Genomic DNA, 22,763 nt, shown 5'->3' on the forward strand with positions numbered 1-22,763 from the left:
ATGTTTGAATTAATTAAGGCGAAAAATACGATTCGCTTTATGCGGTATTCAAAACCTGCAATGATGCTTTCAATATTATTGATTGTTGCATCGGTTGTTACATTAAGTATTAATTGGTTAAATTGGGGGCTCGACTTTACTGGTGGGACACTAATTGAAGTTGGTTTTGAACAACCTGCAAATCTTGATGATGTACGTAGTACATTAGCCGCATCGGAATTTGGTGATGCGATTGTCCAAAACTTTGGTAATACTCATGATGTGCTCGTTCGTGTGTCACCCCGTGAAGGTATTAAAGGATCGGTAATAGGCGAACGTGTGCTAAGTGCATTACAACAAGGCAATATGGGGCAAGTTGATATGCACCGTATCGAGTTCGTTGGTCCTAATGTGGGAGATGAATTAGCCGAAGATGGCGGGTTAGCTATTATTTTAGCCCTAGTCTGCATCATGATTTACGTAAGTATGCGATTCGAATGGCGTTTAGCATTGGGTTCAGTACTGGCGTTAGGACACGATGTCATTATTACACTAGGCGTATTTTCATTCTTTCAAATTGAAGTTGATTTAACTGTATTGGCTGCGTTATTAGCCGTTATTGGTTACTCGCTCAATGATACGATTGTTGTGTTTGACCGTATCAGGGAAAATTTCCGTCTTATGGTAACAGCAGAGCCTACACATATTGTCGATGAGTCTTTAACACAAACCCTTAGTCGTACATTAATAACTTCAGGTACCACTATTTGCGTATTGGTTTCGTTGTTCCTTGTTGGTGGCGCATTGATACATGGCTTTGCTACGGCATTATTAATTGGTATTTTTGTTGGTACTTATTCTTCTATTTATGTAGCGAGTGCGCTTGCTATCAGATTAGGTATTTCACGTGAGCATATGATTCCAGTTGTCGTTGAAAAAGAAGGCGCGGATCAAGATGCGTTAATGTAAGCAGGTATTTTCTTACCTTAAAAAGCACTGTTTACAGTGCTTTTTTTATATCTATCATTTATTATATTTGAATGCTAAATGCTTATTTTTAATTGTTTTTATAAACTAGATAATCATTAAATCTGTGTTATCTTGCTTTACTTTCACCGCTTTATCGTTCACTCTTAATTGTGTTACTTAACAGGATTAGCTAATGAAGATTCATTTTCCCATCGCATTTTGTTTTTCGGGTTTGTTATTAATTTCAGGATGTCAAAGTGTTCCTAAACATACCACATCTGCAGCATTAAACTACAAAGCAGGTTTACTCCCCATTTCTATACCGGTTCAAATCAGATATCAGGATGAAGTTAATTTACTGCGATTAAATAAATTATTAGGTGAAAAAGAAGGGTTTAGCAATCAAGAACGTTCGCAAATGTTTTATGAACGCGGTTTGATTTATGATCGAATGGGATTGGCAGCACATAGTCGTTATGATTTAAACCAATCAATTATCGCCAATCCTAATTTTGCTCCTGCCTATAATATTCTTGGCTTATATATGCTATTAAGTCGCTCCTATGAAGAAGCCTTTGAAGCCTTTGATTCTTCATTAGAGCTGGATAGTACGATGGATTACACGTATTTACACCGAGCCGTCGGATTTTATCAAATCGAACGTTATCAACTAGCACAAAGCGATATTGAGAAATTTTACAGCTTAGACCCAACCGATCCTTATCGTGTGTTATGGCGTTATATTATTACAAGCAAAATAGATCCAAAGAATGCCTATTCGACCTTGAAAAATACACTTCGTGATAAGGATGACAATCGATACGCTTGGTCAATTGTCGATGTTATTGCGGGGCGTGTAAGTGAAAATCAATTTTTAAAAGCGCTCGCTAATGCTGAATATGATAATCAAGGTTTGGCACAACGGTTATGTGAAGCGTATTTTTATTTAGGACAGTGGCATAAATTATTAGGCGATGATAATAAAGCGACCTATTATTTCAAATTAACAACGACAACTAATATCCATGATTTCGTTGAATATAAATATGCGTTAATTGAATTAGCGGCAGACCAATTGGCAATACAGGAACAACAAGAAGAGTAATCGCATTATCTTTTGTCAAAGATATTTTTAGAGAAAGCAAAGGTAACAGGGCGTTATCTTTGCTTTTTTAGTATTAGTTACTCACCAAGATTATCTAAATAACGTTCAGCATCTAATGCAGCCATACAACCCGTACCAGCAGATGTGATTGCTTGACGGTAGATATGGTCACTGACATCTCCCGCTGCAAAAATACCTTCGACACTGGTTTGTGTTGCGTTACCTTCACTTCCAGAATGTACCGTTAAGTAGCCGTGGTTCATTGCAAGTTGATCACCAAAGATATCTGTATTCGGCTTATGTCCAATCGCAATAAAGACACCCATGACTTCAAGGTTCTCGGTTTTATCTGATTGCGTGTCTTTTAGTCGCAAACCGGTAACGCCCATTTCATCACCCAGTACTTCATCAAGAACGCGTTCTGTATGGAGAATGATGTTACCGCTGGCAATTTTATCTTCTAAACGTTTTAGTAAGATTTTTTCTGAACGGAAACCGGTACGACGGTGAATAAGATGAACTTCAGATGCAATATTCGATAAATACAATGCTTCTTCTACTGCTGTATTACCGCCTCCAACCACTGCAACTTTTTGATTTCGGTAAAAGAAACCATCACAAGTCGCACAAGCTGATACGCCACGGCCCTTAAAGTTTTCTTCAGATTCTAATCCTAAATAACGTGCAGAAGCACCGGTTGCAATAATAAGTGCATCACAGCTATAACGATTATCACCTTCAAGGATAAAAGGGCGTTTGCTGAAATCAACATTGGTTATTTGGTCTGTGATAATTTCTGTATCAAAGCGTAAAGCGTGCGCTTTCATTTCATCCATTAAACCAGGGCCTGTCATGTCTGCACTACCACCTGGCCAATTTTCTACTTCTGTGGTTGTTGTTAATTGCCCACCAGGTTGAATACCAGTGATTAATACTGGATTTAGGTTAGCACGGGCGGCATAAACTGCAGCGGTATAACCCGCTGGACCTGATCCTAAAATTAATAATTTGTGATGTTGTGTGTCACTCATAGCGATACCTTTAGAGTTGAAATTTATAAAATAGTTTGTTGTCTGTCTTAATGTATTTATTGTGACGTTATCATAAACGTTCAGTTAAAAAATACATATAAAAAAACGGATATTTCTTAGAAATATCCGTTTTAATTAATAGCTAAATGTTATGGAATTAACGTGTTGTTTTTACAGTGTCGCTACTCGCTTGGCTAGTCGCAAAACGACTACCAGCTTGTTGAGACGATTTAACAAATGGCGTTCTTTCTGTTGCACTAACAATAGCAATCTCAGCCGTTAAATCTAATTCACCACTTACCGTTTTAGTCATAGGTGATGTTGCCGTATATTTAACACGACTAACAGTACCTGCGGATTTAGCAATAGATGTTTCTGTTACTTCTACGGTTTCAGTCGTAGGCATTACCTTAACTTCTTCAATAACATCGGTTGATGCCGGTTGAGTTTCCACTGCAGGTTCTACAACAGGTTGAATTGATTCCGTTTCAGTTTCTTTTGCAACAGGCTCAACAACATCAGCAGGTTCAACGTTCGTGTCTGTTACAGGCGTTGTTTCAGGTAAAATCTGAATCGATGCTTGTGTTTCTTCGTTTGACGTTGAGGTATTAATAACATCATCAGACTTAGTTGGCAGATGCTCGATTTCTTGTGCAACAGGGGCTTTTGCATCGACTTGCTTCGCTTCAACAGCTGTCGAAGGTTGATCATTCGCTGCTGGCAATTGCACCGACTCAGTTACGGTTGATTGAGATTGTTCAACTGTTGCTGCATTTTCTATTTGCTGAGCATCGTTATTTTCTGTAGCAGGTTTGTTACGATGATTTTTATTACGTAAGTAACGAGAACGACGATTCTTAGTTGAATTTGATTTTTCGTTACTCTTATCAGCAGTATTCGTTTGTGCAACATTATTTTCCGTTGAAACAACTTCTTCATTGGTTACAGGTGCTGATTCTTTTTGGGCTTTTTTAGGCTTTTGAGGCTGTTGATTACCTTTAGATTCAGACTGTTTTGGTGTTGTCGTTTCTTGAACTACATCGGTATTTTGAACGCGCACTTTTTTACGCATATTTCTGCGTTTACGACGGACTGCGACAACTTCTTCATTATCTTTTTGAGGCGCTTGCTTAGGATTACGATCCTGTTTTTTAGGGCGGTCATTTTTAGTTGCTGCAGGTTTGCGATTATTTGTCGATTTATTGTCCGACCGTTCTGTACGATCTTTGGTATTACGGTTACGGTTTCGATTATTACGCGGTTTACGAACTGGCTTAGCTTCTTCTACAGGCTCTTTAACGACTTCTTTTACAGGTGCTGTTTTTTCATCATTTGCAAATAAAGAAGAAAAGAACTTAATTATACCAGCGAAAATTGAAGCGGGCGCTTGGACTGATGATGTTGCAGTCTGATTAGTTTGATTACCTGCTGGTTTGTTTTTAGGACTAGAAAAGCCGCTTAATGCAGGTTCTGACTCTTTTTCATGTTCCTCTTTGATCATGTTTGGTACATAAACAGAGTGTTGTTTTTCTAAGGCATCATAATTAATGTCTTCTGCACCATCTTTACGTGTACGTTTTATTTCAAAATGCGGTGTTAATAAATTTGCATTTGGAATAATGTAAACTTCACAAGTATGGCGTTTTTCAAGCTTAGCAACTGCATTACGCTTTTCGTTTAATAGATAAGCTGCAACTGCTACTGGCACTGTTGCTTGTATTTGAGCAGTATTTTCTTTTAATGCTTCTTCTTCAATAAGTCGAAGAATCGCTAATGCTAGTGATTCATTGTCTCGGATAGTACCTTGACCATGACAACGAGGACAAACCCGTGATGCGGATTCACCAAGAGAAGGGCGAATGCGTTGACGCGACATTTCCATCAAACCAAATCGTGAAATACGGCCCAATTGAATACGTGCTCGGTCTTGACGAACAGATTCTCTCATGCGGTTTTCAACTTCACGCTGGTTACGAGCAGGTGTCATGTCGATAAAATCAATAACCACCAAACCACCTAAATCACGAAGGCGTAATTGACGGGCGATTTCTTCTGCAGCTTCTAAATTGGTATTAAATGCCGTTTCTTCAATATCACCACCACGTGTAGCACGTGCTGAGTTGATATCGATAGATGTTAGTGCTTCCGTCGGATCAATTACGATTGAGCCACCAGATGGAAGATTAACTTCACGCTGGAATGCTGATTCGATTTGGCTTTCAACTTGATAATGCGTGAAAAGTGGAATTTCACCTTGATATAATTTTAAGCGGTTAATGTAATCTGGGCGTACCATTTGAATGTGGCTTTTAGCTTGTTCAAAGGTTTTGGCATTATCAATAACAATTTCACCGATATCACGGCGTAAATAATCACGAATAGAGCGAACGATAACATTACTTTCACGATGAATAAGGAAAGGTGCTTTCTTTGCATTCGCAGCTTCGTCTATTGCCTGCCAATGTGTAACAAGTACATTAAGATCCCATTCTAATTCTTCAGGTGTTTTACCAACACCAGCGGTACGAACAATAAGTCCCATACCAGTTGGTAATGTTAAATGACTTAATGCTTCTTTTAATTGCGTACGCTCATCACCTTCGATACGACGTGAAATACCACCAGCACGAGGGTTGTTAGGCATTAAGACAAGGTAACTACCTGCTAAGCTGATAAACGTTGTAAGTGCAGCCCCTTTATTACCTCGTTCTTCTTTTTCAATTTGAATGATAACTTCTTGGCCTTCTTTAATAACATCCTTAATATTCGGACGTCCTTTAAAGGTGTAACCAGCGGGAAAGTAGGTTCGAGCAATTTCTTTTAAGGGAAGGAAACCATGACGTTCTGCACCATAGTCTACAAATGCGGCTTCTAAACTTGCTTCAACTCGGGTAATTTTTCCTTTATATATATTCGATTTTTTTTGTTCATGACCAGGACTTTCAATATCTAGATCGTAAAGTTGTTGTCCATCAACAAGGGCAACACGCAACTCTTCTGATTGAGTTGCATTGATTAACATTCTTTTCATTGTAATTAACTCTTTATATTTATCATTATTATTCAGTTTGTTGGCGTTGTTCGCACTTACTTGACCTCGTGTCTGGTTGTACAATCTCTCGACTGGATAATATGCAGAGGTGCATTAAAAAGTGAAGGCAAACGGCTCATTATTATTGACTCTAAGCGTAGTCAAAAAAAGACTAATGAGTAAAAAGGCACAACAATTATTTTTAATTATTCTGTTATATTGACTACAAGTTAAATGAGTATAAACATCAACGAGTCATAACAAGTTAATTCTCTCATTAATAGTGCTTTAGCCGCAATATAAATTTTTATATATTATCAATGAACACATGGTAAACTTCGCATTATGGATCAAATTAATCACTCAGTACGCATACTTGAGGTATCTCAAGAAAATGCACAACAAAGAATCGACAATTTTCTTCGTCTTCACTTAAAAGGTGTACCTAAAAGTATGATCTATCGGATTATACGGAAGGGCGAAGTACGCGTTAATAAAAAACGTATAAAACCAGATTACAAATTAAAATCTGGGGATTTGGTGCGAATTCCACCTGTCCGTGTTGCCCAAGAAAATGTCTTACCTTCACCAAAATTAAATAAAGTTGCATCCTTAGAACATGCAATAGTTTATGAAGATGATGCACTTATTGTATTAAATAAACCCTCAGGTATTGCTGTTCACGGTGGTAGCGGCTTAGATTTCGGTGCCATTGAAGGGCTTCGTGCTTTACGTCCCGATGCTCGATTTTTAGAGCTTGTACACCGACTCGATAAAGATACGTCAGGTTGTTTACTCATCGCTAAAAAACGTAGCATGTTACGTGCATTACATGAACAGTTACGAAATAAAACCATGCATAAACAATATTTAGCGTTAGTCAAAGGGGCGTGGGATAAAAAATGGCGTAGTGTGACAGAGCCATTACTTAAAAATGCACAAAACTCAATTGTTAAAGTGAGCCCGCAAGGAAAACCTTCTGAAACACGCTTTCGTATTATGCAACGGTATCAAAATGCGACATTAATTGAAGCTTGTCCAATGACGGGCCGTACACATCAAATTCGCGTACATACTGCATGCAAAGGGCATAATATCGCCTGTGATGACCGTTATGGTGATGATGATTTTACCAATGAGATGAAAACAGTTGGACTTAATCGCTTGTTTTTGCATGCTTTACATATTACTTTTTACCATCCAAATTTAGAAAAAGAACTTACTATCACATCGCCCTTAAGCGAAGAATTATCATCCATTTTAGATAAATTAAAGAAAAGCTAATATGAAATATTCTGTTATTATTTTTGATTGGGACGGTACCTTGATGGACTCTCTCGATAAAATTGTGCATGCAATGCAACAAGCAGCACGGGTGAATCAACTTCCTGCACCTTCTGAACAAGCCATTAGAAATATTGTTGGATTAAGCCTCGAAGTTGCGATGACCAGATTATTTCCCACTCATTCTGCTGAAATCCAATCCGCTGTCAGAACTGCTTACCGAGAGCAATATCGTTTATCAACTGAACACCCGTCTCCGTTATATCCTGGCGTTAAAGATTGGTTGCAGTCCTTAAAACAACAAGGATATACCTTGGCGATAGCAACCGGAAAAGGCCGAAATGGTTTAAACCGTGTATTGTCATCGTCTGAGTTGACGGATTTATTTACGATAACTTATTGCGCAGATGAAGCAAATTCAAAACCCGATCCTTTAATGTTGCATAAAATATTAGAGAATTTAAATATTGAAGCTCAGCAAGCTTTAATGATTGGTGATTCTAGTTATGATTTAGAGATGGCTAATAATGCGAATATTGATTGTATTGGTGTAGATTACGGCGTGCATTCTGTTGACGTGCTAAAACAATATAATCCTATTGCAATTCTAAGCGATTTACCTAAACAACTTGGTCAATACATATAATGGTGAGTCGGACTTTATTTCAATAATTGAGGTTTTGTTAACGACTATTATCTTGAGTCGCTAACGATGTTATGAAGATAAAGAAATAAGTCAGTTTGGCTTAAATAGGCGTTATCACTTAAACAATGATAACGCCTATTTCATTACATTTTACGAATTTGTACGATCATTCCCATTACAGGATGATCCAGATAGTGAATTTCACCACTTTCCAAACGACTTGTTTGATCAAAATAAGTTTCTTCTAGTACTTTATACTGACTTACTGATTGCGGCGCGATATTGTCAATACTTTTAATTACTTGAACATTATCATTTCCGTTAACAACTTCAAATTGTGCATCATCATTAACATTATTATCGACATTTTTAATGACTTCTTGTCGGACAACTAGTTCACTATCAATAAATAAATAATGATCTAAATAGACCAAGAAATTACCATCTATTTCCCATTTATCCTGACTATTAGTTTTTACTGATACATCTTGAATATCTGATGCGCCACTGATAATAACGGCTTGCCCTTGTTCTGTTTCAACCGTTTTTTGATTAACTAATGGTGGTGTAGTTGTAGCAGCGTAATTTTTCCCAGCAATTAGATGTATTGGGGTAGCATGATTTTGGCTTCTTACATTCATGCGCCATGTGATATGTAATAAAGGTGTAAATGAAGCGTGTTCACTTAACTTTTTACGCTGATTTCTTAATCTTAAGTTGCCGTTACTAACATAGGTAAATCCATTTTCATTAGATGCAAACTGACTTCTATCTATCAGCATGGGAACCTGATTAAAAATACACGATGTATCCTGTAAATGTGAACATACATTATCGGTTTCTGTTCTTAGCAATGGAACACTATTACTTGTATCAATATGCAAATTTTCACGTACGAGATCTTCTTTTTGCACATCCATTGGGGCATTTCGTTTAAAGGCGAGTAATTCTATTTCAAACCAACGAGCTTGAGCTGGTAATGCAGTGCCTAGTAATAATGCAGGTAATAATAATTTGTAGTTCAAGATTTTGTCCTTTAATCTATTGTGTTATCAGATGTTCATTAAAACTGTTGAGTAACTGTGATACCCAATCGATACGCGTGCTCGTATCTTCAAGATTAATGGTAAACTTGAGTTTTGTTTGATCATCCATTTTAAATATATTTTTTTGTGATTGAAACAATGAAATAAGGTACATCGGGTCAACTGTGGTATTTTCTGTAAATAAAATACTGCCGCCTTTTGCATGTGCTTCTAAGCGTTTAATGCCTAAATGCCCACAAAGTTGTTTTATCTCTGTGATTGCAATTAAATTTTTGGTCGCAATGGGTAATAAACCAAAACGATCTATTAATTCTACCTGCAGTTCCTTCAACGAGGTCGTATCTTTACTGTTGGCAATCCGTTTGTAAAGCGATAAACGCATATTTACGTCATGAATATAATCATTTGGAATAAGTGCCGGGACTCGCAACTCAACATCGGCCTGGCTTGCAAGTAAATGTTCGAGTGTTGGTTCTTGACCATTTTTAAGTGCCTCGACGGCTTGGTCTAACATTTCCATATAAAGGTTATAACCAATACTGCTAATTTGTCCCGATTGTTCATCACCTAATAATTCACCCGCTCCACGAATTTCTAAATCGTGCGTTGCTAAAGTAAAACCAGCACCAAGGGTGTTTAGTGACGATATTGCATCTAGCCGTTTCTTAGCATCTTTGGACATTAACTTCGGTGCAGGTGTTAATAAATAGGCATAAGCTTGGTGATGAGAACGGCCAACTCGGCCTCGCAATTGATGCAGTTGTGCTAAACCTAAATGATCCGCTCGATTAATGATAATGGTATTCGCACTTGGAATATCAATGCCGGTTTCGATAATAGTGGTACAAACTAATACATTTTGGCGTTGATGATAAAAATCATTCATCACCTGTTCTAGTTGGTGCTCATTCATTTGACCATGCGCAACGGATATTTTTGATTGTGGAATCAGACTTTGTAAATCATGAGCAGTTTTTTCAATCGTATCGACATTATTATGTAAGAAGTAGACCTGACCACCACGCATGATTTCACGGGTAATTGCATCACTGACAATTTGATCGGTTTTTTGTTCTACAAAGGTTTTGACCGCCAAACGTTTAGAAGGGGGCGTTGCAATAATCGATAAATCACGCATACCATTCATCGACATATTTAAAGTACGTGGGATTGGAGTTGCCGTAAGTGTCAAAATATCAATTTGAGCACGTAACGTTTTAATTTTTTCTTTCTGTCGGACACCAAATCGATGTTCTTCATCGATAATCAATAAGCCTAAATCTGAAAATTTAATTTCAGCATTTAATAATTTATGGGTGCCGATTAAAATATCAATTTTTCCTTCCGCACTTTCTTTGAGTATTTGTTTTTGCTGTTTGGCCGTTTTAAAACGAGATAGTACTTCTATTCTTACTGGCCAATTTGCAAATCGGTCTCGAAAGTTTTCATAGTGTTGTTGTGCCAATAGTGTGGTGGGTACAAGCAGGGCGACCTGTCGGGTATTATCCGTTGCTAAGAAAGCAGCGCGCATCGCTACTTCTGTTTTACCAAAACCAACATCCCCACAAATAAGTCGATCCATGGGCTGAGTTGAACACATATCTGAAATGACGGCATTGATAGATAAAGCTTGATCTTCTGTTTCTTCAAAGGGGAATTCATTACTAAATAGCGCATAATTACTTTTATTAAACTGGTATTTAAAGCCGACTTTTGCAGCACGCTGTGCATACACATCTAATAATTCAGCGGCAACATCGCGAACTCTTTCAGCTGCTTTTGTTTTTGCCTTTTGCCAAGTTTCAGTTCCAAGCTTATTAAGTGGGGTATTTTCAACGTCATGACCGCTGTAACGACTGATTAAATGTAGTGAGCTTACTGGTACATATAATTTATCACCACGAAGGTACTCTAATGTCACAAATTCAGTTACGTTGCCTGCAGTTTCAATAGTCTGAAGTCCTAAATAACGCCCGACTCCATGGTCAATATGGACAACAGGTTGGCCGATTTTTAATTCCTCTAGATTGCGGAGTACATGTTCCGAACTATAGTTTTCATCAATACTTTCGCGTCGTCGGCGTACATTAATTTTGATCCCGAGCAATTCATTTTCAGTGATAAAGGCAAGTTGCTCATCACCTACAATAAAACTATCTACAACAGAGCTAACCGTGATCCCAATTTTTTTCTTACTTTTCATAAAAGTAGATAAATTACTAAAATCAGTTAATGCTAATTTTAATGGAGAAAGTAATTCGATTAGTGATTCTTTGCGGCCATTTGATTCAACGCTAAACAATATTTTACCGGTAAATGTATCAATAAAATGGCGAAGATTGGTAAGCGGATCTTTTTTCTTATGCTCAATTTGTATATCGGAAATTGAATCGGCAACGGCATTAATGCTGCCTTGCTTTTCCTTACTTAATTTTTCCGTGTCGAAGAAATAGCGAGGCCATTGTTTTAAATTCTCAAAACACTCTTCATGACGCAGATACAACTCTGCAGGAGTTAGTAGTGGTCGGAATAGGTCAACACTTCTTTCTTGATAGCGAATTTCTAAATCTCGCCAGAAATCAGTCGTTGCTTGATTAATATCACCAATAATTGCAATCCGAGATGTTTTAGGAAAGTACTCAAATAACGACACCGTATTTTCGAAAAACAAGGGCAAGTAGTATTCAATTCCTGCAGGCAGGTTAGATTGCGTAATTTTGCTAAAGATTGATTCTTTACTTGTTGATTGTGGTGAGGTGAATTTATTGGCAAACTTTGCTTTAAAACGTGCAATAGCTTCACTGTCCGTTGCAAATTCATGTGCAGGTAATAACTTAATTTCTGATACGGGCGCTAATGACCGTTGGCTTTCGCTATCAAAGGGACGAATTGAGTCTATTTCATCGTCAAAAAAATCTATCCGATAGGGAACATTACTACCCATAGGATAAATATCTAATAAGGAACCTCGCGCACAAAACTCGCCGTGTTCCATCACTTGATCCACCGCGTAATAACCGGCTTCTTCAAGATCTGAACGGAGTGTTTGTAATTCAACAATTTCACCTTGTTTGATTATTAAGGTGTACTGCTTTAGATAGGAAGGCGGTGCAAGTCTTAATAAAAGTGTATTGATGGGGACGATTAATACACCTTGCTTAATTGTTGGTAGTTTATATAACGTTTCTATACGCGTAGAAATAATATCTTGATGCGGTGAAAAATTATCATAGGGTAATGTTTCCCAATCGGGGAATGTAAATACTTCTACGCTATCTTCAATAAAATAATTTAACTCTTGTTGCAACTTTAGTGCGCTAGGCGTGTCATTTACAATAAGAATGAGAGGCGATTTCTGTTGCGTTGCGCATTCACTAATCGCTAACGCTAAACTGCTGCCTTTGAGGTTAGCAAATACAAGACGATCAGTTTTATTCTTAAGTTTTGGAATGTCTAAAAGTGGAGCTTGCTTCATGATAAATTCTTTTTAAATAGATTGGGCACGTTGCGCTGCACGCAGTTTTAATTGTTTAGATTGTATATGTAATGTTGTACGAATCAATAGCTCGCGATCTTCTTCACGAATTTGTTGATAAGTTAACTCAATTTGGTTTTTATCAATATTGGTAACCGTCGCATAACAAAATAGGGCTGCAGATTCTTCTGGAATAAATATTTTTAATAGTGCATGTTGCCCGATGTTAAATGTCTCATTATCACAGACAAAAATACAACATCCAGCACTAAATGCGGTTGTTTGATAACGACACTTTTCATCATCCTGTTGGCTTAATACATAACTCAATAGGGTATTGATTTTTTGATTTTGTGCTTGTAGAAACCCCCATAGTGCTTGGGTAGTCTCATTATTCAATTTTAAAGGTTGAAGTGCCTGTGAATCAATCGATGCGATTTCACTTGCCATACGAAAAGGGGCTGGAATTCGTCTTTCAAATTCTTCAGCATCGGGAATGTTTTCATGCTCACCGAGTAGTTCTATATTGATAGAAAGTGGGTAATTGACTAGAAAGTATTCATTGCCGACCATGAAAATGCCTTTTTTGTTAGTTTTAATTGTTTTTCAGTATCTTGATGCATAAAGATACATTAGAATACTGACGAATCAATCTCTTATAAAATAAATGAATGACATTGTATACTTAAATGCCGCTAAGAAGTAGCCTCTGGTTAACTCGTATTTTAGTACAAAATGTCACAATGCATTAGATAACGAAGGTATTTATGTTTTATCCCCTCAGTTTATTTATCGGTCTTCGTTACACAAAATCAAAACGAAATAACAAATTTGTCTCTTTTGTATCCCTTTTTTCAACGGGGGGGATTACCTTAGGCGTCCTTGCTTTAATTACTGTTTTATCGGTAATGAATGGCTTTGAAAAGGAATTAAAAACAAGAATTCTCGGTGCAGTGCCCCAAGCGACTATTTCAAATACAGAGCAAACAATGTCTGATTGGGAATCTCAAATTCCATCGTTATTAGCATCAACTCCTGTTATAAAAAATATAGAGCCGGTTATTCGTAATGAAGCGATTGTACAGACAGTTAAAGGTTTACAGGGGATTATATTTGAAGGATTAGAACCGCAAACACATGTCGCAGACGTGGTGACTTCAAGTATCTATAAAGGCCATTTATCCGATTTATCTGCGAGTAGTTACAACATTATTATTGGTAGAAGTTTAGCCAATCAATTAGACGTTTCTATCGGTGATAAAGTCCGTATTATTTCCGCTCGAGGTAGTCATTTTACGCCACTGGGGCGTATGCCAAGTCAACGTAACTTTACCGTTGCTGGATTATTTGAAGTCGGTTCAGATGTTGATCAGCAACTCGTTCTAATGAATATTAATGATGCAGCCCGTTTAATTCGAATTGGAAAGAATCAGATAACCGGTTTACGACTCTATTTAAATGATCCGTTTGATGTTGAGTCTTGGATTCCACCGGCGATCAAAGCCGGACAAACGTTAACCGACTGGCGCAGTACGCATGGTGAATTATTTGCTGCCGTTAAAATGGAAAAAAACATGATTTGGTTGTTACTGTGTTTAATTATTTGCGTTGCAGCCTTTAATATACTGTCTTCATCGGTGATGGTCGTTAGTGATAAAAATGCTGAAGTGGCTATTTTAAAAACACTCGGCATTTCAAATTTTACATTAAACCTTGTCTTCATTATTCAGGGTGCCTGGAGTGGCATTATTGGCGCGATTATTGGTACTGGATTAGGTTTGTTATTAAGTACCTATATTAACGAGATTAATACATTATTAGGTTTACATGTATTATCCGACGGTTCGGGTGGTTCTAGGTTATTACCCGTTGTTCACCAACCCATCCAAATTATTGTGATCATGTGTGGTGCGATGTTATTGAGTTTGCTTGCGACTCTTTATCCTGCTTATCGTGCTGGACGTGTAAGTCCTGTTGAGGCATTAAGATATGAATAAAAATCAAACAAATACTGACTTGTTGATTTGTACCAATTTAACCAAAACTTATCAAGAAGGGAAACTGTCTACGACGGTGCTTAAAGGCGTTAATTTAACCGTAAAAGAAGGGGAGTTACTTGCTATTGTTGGTAGTTCTGGTTCAGGTAAAAGTACATTATTACATTTACTTGGCGCGTTAGATAAACCAAGTGAAGGTCAGATTGTCTATAAAGGAAAAGATATCGCGCATTTAAGTGCGAGTAAACAGGCAAAATGGCGTAATCAAGAACTTGGTTTTGTGTATCAATTTCACCATCTTCTCTCAGAGTTTTCAGCATTGGAAAATGTTGCAATGCCTTTATTGATTGCCGGCGCCAATATTAAAAATGCGACTCAAAAAGCGCAGGAGATGTTAGCAAAAGTAGGCTTAGCTGAGCGAGTTGATCACCGACCTTCTGAATTATCTGGTGGTGAAAGACAACGTGTCGCAATAGCGCGCGCTTTAATTAATAATCCTAAATTAGTTTTAGCCGATGAACCAACGGGTAATTTAGATGCAAAAAGTGCTGACAGCGTGTACCAGTTGATTAAAACATTGAATAAAGAATTAAATACTGCATTTGTGGTTGTGACACATGATCAACAGTTAGCGAATAAATTAGATCGTCAAGAACAAATGGTCAGTGGAATTTTACAAGGTAAATCATAATGTTTCGACCCTTATCGGTGTTTGTTGGGCTTAGATATAGTCGAGCAAAACATAAAAATAGCTTTGTATCTTTTATATCTATTGCTTCCATTCTTGGTATCTCACTTGGTGTGACGGTGTTGATTATCGGCTTGTCTGCGATGAATGGTTTTGAAAATGCATTAAGAGACCAACTATTATCGGTTATTCCCCATGGTGAGTTAAAAACAGTTGATGGTGGTTATAAAGACTTACAAAAAAGTTTACAAACCGTCGAGTCTACACCTGGTGTAACAGGTGCAACGGCATTTATTACTTTCAATGGTCTACTACAAAAAGACAATCAGATGAAAGCATTACAATTCCGTGCTATTACGCCAGCTACAGAAAGTAAGGTTACGCGAATAGAACGCTTTATAAAAGAAGGAGACTGGTCGCTGTTAAAACCCGGACAACGGTCTTTGATTTTAGGTAAAGCTGTTGCCGATAAATTACAAATAAAAGTAGGTGATTCAGTCACTTTATTGATGCATCAAATTGGACAAGGCAGCAAAATAAAAGCGCCACTTACCTACCAATTTACATTGGTGGGTTTATTTGAAATGGGCGGTCAACTCGACAGTGCACTTGCATTTACACACATTGAAGATGCAAAACAAATATTATCATTGAATGAAGCAAATACGATTGGTTTTAGTGTTGACGATGTACTTCAAGCACAGCAAATTACCCGTAATGCTGGCTATAAATTGAATGACTATCTTTACATTAATAGCTGGGTAAATAGCCAAGGATATCTTTATCGAGATATTCAAATGGTGAAATCCTTAATGATCATCATTTTATTGTTGGTGGTAGCTGTTGCCTGTTTCAATATTGTCTCCACACTTGTTATGGCGGTGAATGAAAAACGAGGTGATATAGCGATTCTGAAAACAATGGGCGCATCAAAATGGATGCTTCGGTTTATATTTATTGTTCAAGGGGCATTTAATGGTTTTGTTGGTTGTATCGTTGGCGCAGTATTCGGCGTCTATATTGCCGAAAACCTAACTGCAATAATTAGTAAACTTGAAGTGCTTATTGGGCATAAGTTATTGTCAGGGAATATATACTTTATTAACTATTTACCGTCTCAAGTAAATGCGAATGAAGTTGTTATTATTACCGCCACTGCATTTCTAATGAGTGTATTTGCAACTGTATATCCGGCCTGGCGAGCAAGTAATATCCAACCAGCGTTAGAACTTGGCTATAGTCATTAAAGCGCACCATTTGCTTTTAATAGTGTTGCGATGGATTCTGCAATAAAACCATATCCTAAATTATTTGGATGAATAATATCGCTATGAAGAGCTGGCTGTTTTAATAATTCAGCCAGTAAGTTATCTGCTAATAGTATATTATTTTGTGTTGCTATTTGCTGATACTCCACCACATTACTTAATTGATCATTTACATCCGGCACAGCAACTAACACGACATCAATCCCTCTCTTATGTGCCATTTTTACCATATTGTCGATATTATTCATCATTGTTATGCGACATGCATTTTGCAATATATCGTTGGCTCCATGACAGAGCAATAAAAGCTGCGGTGCATGTTTATCGAGTAGTAATTCTAGTCTTAGTAATCCATCTTTACTCAGTTCTCCATTAATACCAGCATTAATAATTTGCTGATTAATTAAATGGCTCAATAGAAATGGATAACTTTGCTCATGGGTTGCACCATAACCAAATGTTAAGCTATCACCAAATGCTAGAATAGGGTGTTGTTGATTAAGAGGCGTTAAGGTTGTGACATTCATACACTAAACCAATGATTAATAAATTAAATTGAATAGTTATTCTACAAGTATGAAGCGATATTTAAAAGAGAGAGGAAATGTGAAGTAGGAAAAGAAAAAGCTTACTACGCACAATGCGTAGCAAGCTGGTATTTGTTAATCATCTAAAATATTAAGTAAACTTAATAAATGAATAAACATATTAAATAGATTTAGGTAAAGCGAAACGGTTGCACGAATGTAGTTAGTTTCGCCGCCATTAATAATACGGCTAGTGTCAAATAAGATGAAACCTGACATTATCAACACAACAACACTGCTAATCACAACTTGCATAAGAGGGATTTGTAAGAAAATATTTGCAACCATTGCAATAATAACCGCAATCATACCCGCCATCAAAAAACCGCCCATAAACGAGAAGTCTTTACGAGATGTTAGCACATAGCCAGAAAGGGCAAAGAAGATTAAAGCCGTAGAGCCTAATGCTTGCATAATTAGTGCAGAGCCATTAGCCATCGCAAGGTAATGATTTAACATATTACCTAATGATGCGCCCATCACGCCTGTAAATGCAAATACCCAAAAGATACCTTGTGCAGTATTCGCTTTTTTAGAAACAACAAATAATAGGCCAAATCCTACGAGTGAAAGTACAAGTGAAAAACCAGGGCCGATTGCAAGCATTGTTGCAATAGTTGCCGTGAGTGCGGAGAACGCTAAAGTCATCCCTAATAGGATATAAGTATTTTTTAAGACTTTATTAATCGAAATATTTCGACTTTGTGTTTCGCTATGAAATATCGGTGAGCTCATAATCATTCCTTTATAGAATTAACAAATTAATAACTAATCATAGCATGCTTATCGAAGATGGGAACTGTTTTCGTTAACATTTTATGTCACGATTTGAATTAAGTAATAGAATGGCAGGAATAAAAAAGGCGCTAAATTAGCGCCTTAGCAGAATTTTAACAAAAGGGTTATTTAGCGCCTTCGATAATACCAACAAATTCTTCAACGATAAGTGCAGCACCACCGACTAAACCACCATCGATATCTGGTTGAGCAAATAACTCTTTTGCACTTGCAGCTTTAACACTACCGCCGTAAAGAATTTGTACTTTTTCAGCTACAACTTTGCTTTGCTCTGCTAACCAAGAACGAATGTGTGCATGTACTTCTTGAGCTTGTTCAGACGTTGCAACTTTACCTGTACCGATTGCCCATACTGGTTCGTATGCAATAACACAGTTTTCTAATGCTTCAATACCCGCTAGATCAATAACCGCTTTGATTTGAGTTTCAACAACTTTTTTAGTTACATCAGCTTCACGTTCTTCAAGCGTTTCACCAATACATAAAACTGGTACTAAGCCATTAGCTTGGATTGCAACAAATTTAGCTGCAACGAGTGCATCTGTTTCGTTGTGGTATTGACGACGTTCGCTATGGCCAACTAAGCTGTATTTAGCACCAAATTCTTTTACCATTACAGTTGATGTTTCACCTGTAAATGCACCAGAAACTTCAGTACTAATATCTTGAGCACCAAACTCAATGCTGTTGTTCGCACATAAAGTTGCAACTTGATCGATAAAGATAGCTGGAGGACATACAGCAACTTCAACATTAGGCGCAGCATCAGCTGCAGCTTCAATGCCTTTAATTAGTGCTGTTACAGATTCTTTAGAACCGTTTAGTTTCCAGTTACCCATTACGATAGGTGTTCTCATATTTTTTCTCCGTATATTATTAAAAGTTAAAAGGATGAATTAAAAAATCTGCAGTGATTATAAAGGACTCTAGATTGAAACCCACTGTTTTTTATCAAATTAGTGTAAATTCGTGGGCTAAATGGCAAATTTGTATTTTGTCATAATTTCTATGTTTACTATTTGTTCAATAATAGAAGTTGAAATGCTGGATATTGATTGCAAATTGCATTTTTCTCTCTTCCGTAATAATTTATTTAAATCTAAATATAAAAATCACGTATAATCCGAGCCCTTAAAAAATTAAATTTAAATATATAGATAATACGAGTAATCGCAATGACCCTTGATAAGACAAAACAAGAAACACGTGAATTTAGTAAACTGCATAAACGATTAAGAGGGAATGTTGGTAATGCAATTGTCGATTACAATATGATAGAAAATAACGATGTTGTTATGGCTTGTATTAGTGGTGGTAAAGATTCTTTTGCAATGCTAGATATTCTATTGGCACTACAAAAAGTGGCCCCAATAAAATTTGATGTTGTAGCTGTTAATTTAGATCAAAAACAGCCAGGATTTCCTGAACACATTCTACCCGAATATTTTGAAAGTTTGGATATTCCATACTATATAGTCGACAAAGATACTTATTCCGTTGTTAAAGAAAAAATTCCCGAAGGAAAAACAACCTGTGGATTATGCTCGCGACTTAGACGCGGGACGCTTTATTCTTTTGCAGAAAAAATTGGTGCGACTAAGATTGCCCTTGGCCATCATCTAGATGATATTGTTGAAACACTTTTTTTAAATATGTTTTATGGTGCGCGCATGAAAGCGATGCCACCAAAGTTGCGCTCCGACGATGGTAGAAATGTCGTTATTCGGCCACTAACCTATTGTCGTGAAGAAGATTTGATTGCCTATGCCGATCATAAATCTTTTCCCATTATTCCGTGTAATCTTTGTGGCTCACAGGAAAACCTACAACGTCAATCAATTAAAGCAATGTTGGTTGATTGGGATACTAAGACACCGGGTAGGGTGGAGATGATCTTTAAATCAATACAAAATATCAGTCCAAGTCAACTTGCAGATAAATCACTTTTTGATTTTATTAATCTACCTTTGGATCGAAGTGAAGAGAAAGCCGAGTATTTATTTAAAGAAGCAACAATATCATCGACTAATATTGATGAGTCAATGTTTATAGATGTAACTAATATTTAATTCATCAAAAAAAAATGCCAATCTAGTTTAAATTAGATTGGCATTCGATTTAGTTAATATCCCTTAAAAAGGACTAGGTCGTGCAATTAAGAAACCTTGTATACCATCGACATACATGGCTTCAAGTGTTTGTTTCTGCCCTAAATGCTCAATCCCTTCTGCTATCACTTTACAATCCATACGATGTGCAACGTCAATGATCATACGAACAAATTGCTGATTTGCGCTATCGTGTTCAATATTATTGATTAGTGAGGCATCAATTTTAACAAAATCAGGTTTTAACTCTTTAAATAAACGGAATGAACCGACACCCTTACCAAATTTACAAATGGCAGAACGTGTACCGGTACGTTTTAACATATCAAAAACACGTTTACTCACAACTAAATTGCTATCTAATATTTCTTCCTGCATTTCAAAAATAAGACAAGCTGCGATATTAGGTTCGCGAAGCAGTAAGCGTTCTAACCAAACAATAAAGCTACTATTTTGAATCGCAGTCCCGGTTAAATTAACACCCCAGCGAACATTACCATCGGTTTTATGACGACACTGGCTAACAACGGTTTCTAGAATGAGTTGTTCTAGTTTCACAATCATGTCTAATCGTTGTGCCATTGCAAAGATAGTATCCGTTGGGATCATATTATTGTTTTCACCAAGAAAACGTGTATAAATTTCCTGGTAACCTTTCATATTACGATGTAACGCTTGAATAGGTTGGTGTAATAACATTAGCGCACGTTTTGCAATTACATCTTCGATAATAACCCGCCAATGTTGTTGTCCAATATGATCTTCTTCACTGTCATTTTGTTCAAAGTGCCAGCTATTTACTCCCGCTATTTGTGCTTTAGCTAATGCCATATCTGTTCTAGCTAATACTTGTTCAGGTAATTGCCCTGAGATAATAGAAGAAATACCACTGTAAGCTGTACTGTCTAACTTGTTAAGAATTTGATATTGATCGAATTGAATTTTTAAGTTTTTAGCGACACGTTGTGCATCTGGAATACCCATATCAAGCGCTATCATTGCAAAGTCTGAACCACTGACACGATACAGTGAAATTGATGCAATTTTTTCAGTTACACGATTTAAAATATTCGCAATATTAACTATATATTCATCACCATGTTGAAACCCACGTTGTGAGTTGATGGTATTGAGTTCACTTGCCCGTAAAATAAATAAAATGGCATGCGTTTGTTCAGATTCATCATTAAGTATTTCGGTTAAGGTTTTGCGGAAAGCATGTCTATTATTCAATCCCGTCAAATTATCCATATTAATTTGGCGTGCTAGCAACGAAATTTGTTGCTCCTGTTTTAATAAGGATTGATGAAATAATTTTTTTTGTTCCTGCAATTGCTCAGAAACCTTAGTAAAAGGAATATCTTTTGGGTCCTCATCCGAAGAGATTTCTTGAATCAGTGTTTTTTCTATACGTTTAAAAATAGTGTAATAGAAGAGGTTTATGCATAAAGAAATTAAGATTAAAGCACCATAAAGGGCAATAAATATCTGAGTTACCGTTTTAAGCAGGCCATAATTAGCTGCTCTATATTCAATTATTTGCTGTCCTTCTTGAGAAAAAATTGTTGTAGAAGGCGCCTCAAATAAAAATGATATTATCGGCATTTTATTGTTAACGTATATTAATGGAGACGTTAATTCAGGATTACTTACTTTTAAGTAGGCAAGTTTATTGCTAGTTGTTGTCGCGTTCAATTGGTCATAGGTTGTAATAGTAGGTACATTACGTAGATCAAGTTGACTGGCAAGCGATTCCTGTTGGGCTATAAAAAAGGGCATGAGCGAAAATTTAATAATAACCGTTAAGGCAACGGCTAAAATAAGAATAATGAAGTTACTCGTCCAAAAACCTTTCTTATAATTGTTCATTAAAATCCATCCCTTGATATTTATTTTTTAATAATTATAGACTGATATTGTTATAAAATAGATATTTTAGCAAACAATATCAAATAAATAACACATATAATGTTATTTTCTGTAATCAGGTTGATGATTCTGTAATAAGTGACGACTAATCCCAGTTTGAGGTGAGTTGAAAATTTCATCGGTACTGCTATTTTCAACAATCAAACCATGATTCATGACTAATACTTGATCACTCATATGACGAACCAAGTTCATATTATGGGCAACAAATATAAAGCTTACGTCTGTTTTTTCTTGTATTTTTAGCAATAAATTTACTATCTTAAATCGCAATGAAATATCTAAGGTTGCTAATATTTCATCTGCCAATATTACATCCGGGTTTAGTATCATCGCTCTTGCGAGTGCAACTTGATGTTGCTGAACTGGTGATAACATATGCGGATAGAATTCTAAATAATCGGGTAATAATTCCACTAAGGATAAAATAATCTTTATTTGCTGTTTTATCTCAGTGTCATTGAAATTAGTATTTAGACGCAAAGGTGCCGAAAGTATTCTACTGATTTTGGTTTTAGGATTAAGTGAGTTCGAAGGATCTTGAAAAATCATTCGAATACTTTGGCAACGTTTTTGACGTGACATTTTAGAGACAGGTGCGCCATTAACTAAAATTTCGCCTCCCGTTGATGGAATTAATCCGGCAATAATTTTCGCTAATGAGCTTTTTCCTGAACCACTTTCACCGATTATCGATAATGTTTTACCACGTTCTAAGGTAAAATTAATTGGGCCAAGAGATTGCCTGTAACCCGAGGAAACAAATTTAGCACTACGCTTATAAGTTTTACTTAAATTACGTACTTCTAGAAGTGGTGGCAT

Annotated in this window: 18 protein-coding genes; 8 read left to right on the forward strand and 10 right to left on the reverse strand. The window is 36.7% G+C overall.

What is annotated here, in order from left to right:
• Positions 1 to 948: a protein translocase subunit SecF gene (gene secF, locus ACR30L_RS09970; protein ID WP_435237853.1), complete on the forward strand. Its 948-nt coding sequence runs from the start codon at positions 1 to 3 to the stop codon at positions 946 to 948.
• Positions 949 to 1,141: 193 nt separating this feature from the next.
• Positions 1,142 to 2,053 (forward strand): lipoprotein NlpI, encoded by a 912-nt coding sequence (gene nlpI / locus ACR30L_RS09975; protein ID WP_435237854.1) that lies wholly within the window; start codon positions 1,142 to 1,144, stop codon positions 2,051 to 2,053.
• 77 nt (positions 2,054 to 2,130) lie between these two features.
• Here nlpI and trxB read toward each other — a convergent pair whose 3' ends face one another.
• On the reverse strand, positions 2,131 to 3,084 hold the full coding sequence (trxB, locus tag ACR30L_RS09980; RefSeq protein ID WP_435234110.1) for a thioredoxin-disulfide reductase: 954 nt from the start codon (positions 3,082 to 3,084) through the stop codon (positions 2,131 to 2,133).
• A gap of 157 nt (positions 3,085 to 3,241) precedes the next feature.
• Positions 3,242 to 6,115: a ribonuclease E gene (gene rne, locus ACR30L_RS09985; protein WP_435234111.1), complete on the reverse strand. Its 2,874-nt coding sequence runs from the start codon at positions 6,113 to 6,115 to the stop codon at positions 3,242 to 3,244.
• Positions 6,116 to 6,460: 345 nt separating this feature from the next.
• Here rne and rluC point away from each other — a divergent pair, with 345 nt between their 5' ends.
• Both rluC and ACR30L_RS09995 read left to right on the forward strand, forming a co-directional pair.
• Positions 6,461 to 7,399 carry a 23S rRNA pseudouridine(955/2504/2580) synthase RluC gene (gene rluC, locus ACR30L_RS09990; RefSeq protein ID WP_435234112.1) on the forward strand — a complete coding sequence of 313 codons (939 nt, stop codon included), beginning with the start codon at positions 6,461 to 6,463 and terminating at the stop codon, positions 7,397 to 7,399.
• A gap of 1 nt (position 7,400) precedes the next feature.
• On the forward strand, positions 7,401 to 8,045 hold the full coding sequence (locus ACR30L_RS09995; RefSeq protein WP_435234113.1) for an HAD family hydrolase: 645 nt from the start codon (positions 7,401 to 7,403) through the stop codon (positions 8,043 to 8,045).
• Positions 8,046 to 8,188: 143 nt separating this feature from the next.
• Here ACR30L_RS09995 and ACR30L_RS10000 read toward each other — a convergent pair whose 3' ends face one another.
• The 3 genes from ACR30L_RS10000 to ACR30L_RS10010 are packed head-to-tail and all read right to left on the reverse strand — an operon-like array spanning position 8,189 to position 13,139.
• A complete protein-coding gene (locus ACR30L_RS10000) occupies positions 8,189 to 9,070 on the reverse strand; it encodes a CsiV family protein (protein WP_435234114.1) in 882 nt (293 codons plus the stop codon).
• A gap of 16 nt (positions 9,071 to 9,086) precedes the next feature.
• Positions 9,087 to 12,566: a transcription-repair coupling factor gene (gene mfd / locus ACR30L_RS10005; RefSeq protein WP_435234115.1), complete on the reverse strand. Its 3,480-nt coding sequence runs from the start codon at positions 12,564 to 12,566 to the stop codon at positions 9,087 to 9,089.
• Between the two features lie 12 nt (positions 12,567 to 12,578).
• Entirely contained in the window at positions 12,579 to 13,139 is a 561-nt protein-coding gene (locus ACR30L_RS10010) for a PilZ domain-containing protein (protein ID WP_435234116.1), read from the reverse strand.
• Between the two features lie 194 nt (positions 13,140 to 13,333).
• On the opposite strand from ACR30L_RS10010, the gene ACR30L_RS10015 reads away from it, so the two are divergent.
• From ACR30L_RS10015 to lolE, 3 genes are read left to right on the forward strand one after another with little or no spacing between them, the layout of a single operon-like run.
• Entirely contained in the window at positions 13,334 to 14,563 is a 1,230-nt protein-coding gene (locus ACR30L_RS10015; protein ID WP_435234117.1) for a lipoprotein-releasing ABC transporter permease subunit, read from the forward strand.
• A complete protein-coding gene (lolD, locus tag ACR30L_RS10020; RefSeq protein WP_435234118.1) occupies positions 14,556 to 15,254 on the forward strand; it encodes a lipoprotein-releasing ABC transporter ATP-binding protein LolD in 699 nt (232 codons plus the stop codon). Before ACR30L_RS10015 ends, lolD begins: the two co-directional genes overlap by 8 nt.
• Positions 15,254 to 16,498 carry a lipoprotein-releasing ABC transporter permease subunit LolE gene (lolE, locus tag ACR30L_RS10025; RefSeq protein ID WP_435234119.1) on the forward strand — a complete coding sequence of 415 codons (1,245 nt, stop codon included), beginning with the start codon at positions 15,254 to 15,256 and terminating at the stop codon, positions 16,496 to 16,498. Before lolD ends, lolE begins: the two co-directional genes overlap by 1 nt.
• Here lolE and ACR30L_RS10030 read toward each other — a convergent pair.
• From ACR30L_RS10030 to tpiA, 3 genes are all read right to left on the reverse strand, one after another.
• Positions 16,495 to 17,046, reverse strand: coding sequence for a GDSL-type esterase/lipase family protein (locus tag ACR30L_RS10030; RefSeq protein WP_435234120.1), 552 nt, complete (start codon positions 17,044 to 17,046; stop codon positions 16,495 to 16,497). The two genes, lolE and ACR30L_RS10030, sit on opposite strands and share 4 nt — an antisense overlap.
• Before the next feature lie 135 nt (positions 17,047 to 17,181).
• Positions 17,182 to 17,841, reverse strand: a complete 660-nt coding sequence (locus ACR30L_RS10035) for a Bax inhibitor-1/YccA family protein (RefSeq protein WP_435234121.1) — start codon at positions 17,839 to 17,841, stop codon at positions 17,182 to 17,184.
• 167 nt (positions 17,842 to 18,008) lie between these two features.
• Positions 18,009 to 18,761 (reverse strand): triose-phosphate isomerase, encoded by a 753-nt coding sequence (tpiA, locus tag ACR30L_RS10040; RefSeq protein WP_435234122.1) that lies wholly within the window; start codon positions 18,759 to 18,761, stop codon positions 18,009 to 18,011.
• A gap of 318 nt (positions 18,762 to 19,079) precedes the next feature.
• Here tpiA and ttcA point away from each other — a divergent pair, with 318 nt between their 5' ends.
• Positions 19,080 to 19,973: a tRNA 2-thiocytidine(32) synthetase TtcA gene (gene ttcA, locus ACR30L_RS10045; protein ID WP_435234123.1), complete on the forward strand. Its 894-nt coding sequence runs from the start codon at positions 19,080 to 19,082 to the stop codon at positions 19,971 to 19,973.
• Positions 19,974 to 20,036: 63 nt separating this feature from the next.
• Here the strand turns inward: ttcA and ACR30L_RS10050 are convergent, their stop codons facing one another.
• Positions 20,037 to 21,881, reverse strand: a complete 1,845-nt coding sequence (locus ACR30L_RS10050) for an EAL domain-containing protein (RefSeq protein WP_435234124.1) — start codon at positions 21,879 to 21,881, stop codon at positions 20,037 to 20,039.
• Between the two features lie 102 nt (positions 21,882 to 21,983).
• Positions 21,984 to 22,763: an ATP-binding cassette domain-containing protein gene (locus tag ACR30L_RS10055; RefSeq protein WP_435234125.1), complete on the reverse strand. Its 780-nt coding sequence runs from the start codon at positions 22,761 to 22,763 to the stop codon at positions 21,984 to 21,986.

It is taken from the genome of Psychromonas saccharinae (genome assembly GCF_051201515.1).
Taxonomy (GTDB): Bacteria; Pseudomonadota; Gammaproteobacteria; order Enterobacterales; family Psychromonadaceae; genus Psychromonas.

What these genes read in the sequence shown, in the direction of transcription:
- nlpI (WP_435237854.1), top strand. Translation starts at nt 1,142, where the DNA reads ATGAAGATTCATTTTCCCATCGCATTTTGTTTTTCGGGTTTGTTATTA.
- lolE (WP_435234119.1), top strand. Translation starts at nt 15,254, where the DNA reads ATGTTTCGACCCTTATCGGTGTTTGTTGGGCTTAGATATAGTCGAGCA.
- mfd (WP_435234115.1), bottom strand. Translation starts at nt 12,566, where the DNA reads ATGAAGCAAGCTCCACTTTTAGACATTCCAAAACTTAAGAATAAAACT.
- ACR30L_RS10015 (WP_435234117.1), top strand. Translation starts at nt 13,334, where the DNA reads ATGTTTTATCCCCTCAGTTTATTTATCGGTCTTCGTTACACAAAATCA.
- ACR30L_RS10035 (WP_435234121.1), bottom strand. Translation starts at nt 17,841, where the DNA reads ATGAGCTCACCGATATTTCATAGCGAAACACAAAGTCGAAATATTTCG.
- ACR30L_RS10010 (WP_435234116.1), bottom strand. Translation starts at nt 13,139, where the DNA reads ATGGTCGGCAATGAATACTTTCTAGTCAATTACCCACTTTCTATCAAT.
- secF (WP_435237853.1), top strand. Translation starts at nt 1, where the DNA reads ATGTTTGAATTAATTAAGGCGAAAAATACGATTCGCTTTATGCGGTAT.
- ACR30L_RS10050 (WP_435234124.1), bottom strand. Translation starts at nt 21,881, where the DNA reads ATGAACAATTATAAGAAAGGTTTTTGGACGAGTAACTTCATTATTCTT.
- ACR30L_RS10030 (WP_435234120.1), bottom strand. Translation starts at nt 17,046, where the DNA reads ATGAATGTCACAACCTTAACGCCTCTTAATCAACAACACCCTATTCTA.
- ACR30L_RS09995 (WP_435234113.1), top strand. Translation starts at nt 7,401, where the DNA reads ATGAAATATTCTGTTATTATTTTTGATTGGGACGGTACCTTGATGGAC.
- tpiA (WP_435234122.1), bottom strand. Translation starts at nt 18,761, where the DNA reads ATGAGAACACCTATCGTAATGGGTAACTGGAAACTAAACGGTTCTAAA.
- ttcA (WP_435234123.1), top strand. Translation starts at nt 19,080, where the DNA reads ATGACCCTTGATAAGACAAAACAAGAAACACGTGAATTTAGTAAACTG.
- rluC (WP_435234112.1), top strand. Translation starts at nt 6,461, where the DNA reads ATGGATCAAATTAATCACTCAGTACGCATACTTGAGGTATCTCAAGAA.
- rne (WP_435234111.1), bottom strand. Translation starts at nt 6,115, where the DNA reads ATGAAAAGAATGTTAATCAATGCAACTCAATCAGAAGAGTTGCGTGTT.
- lolD (WP_435234118.1), top strand. Translation starts at nt 14,556, where the DNA reads ATGAATAAAAATCAAACAAATACTGACTTGTTGATTTGTACCAATTTA.
- trxB (WP_435234110.1), bottom strand. Translation starts at nt 3,084, where the DNA reads ATGAGTGACACACAACATCACAAATTATTAATTTTAGGATCAGGTCCA.
- ACR30L_RS10055 (WP_435234125.1), bottom strand. Translation starts at nt 22,763, where the DNA reads ATGCCACCACTTCTAGAAGTACGTAATTTAAGTAAAACTTATAAGCGT.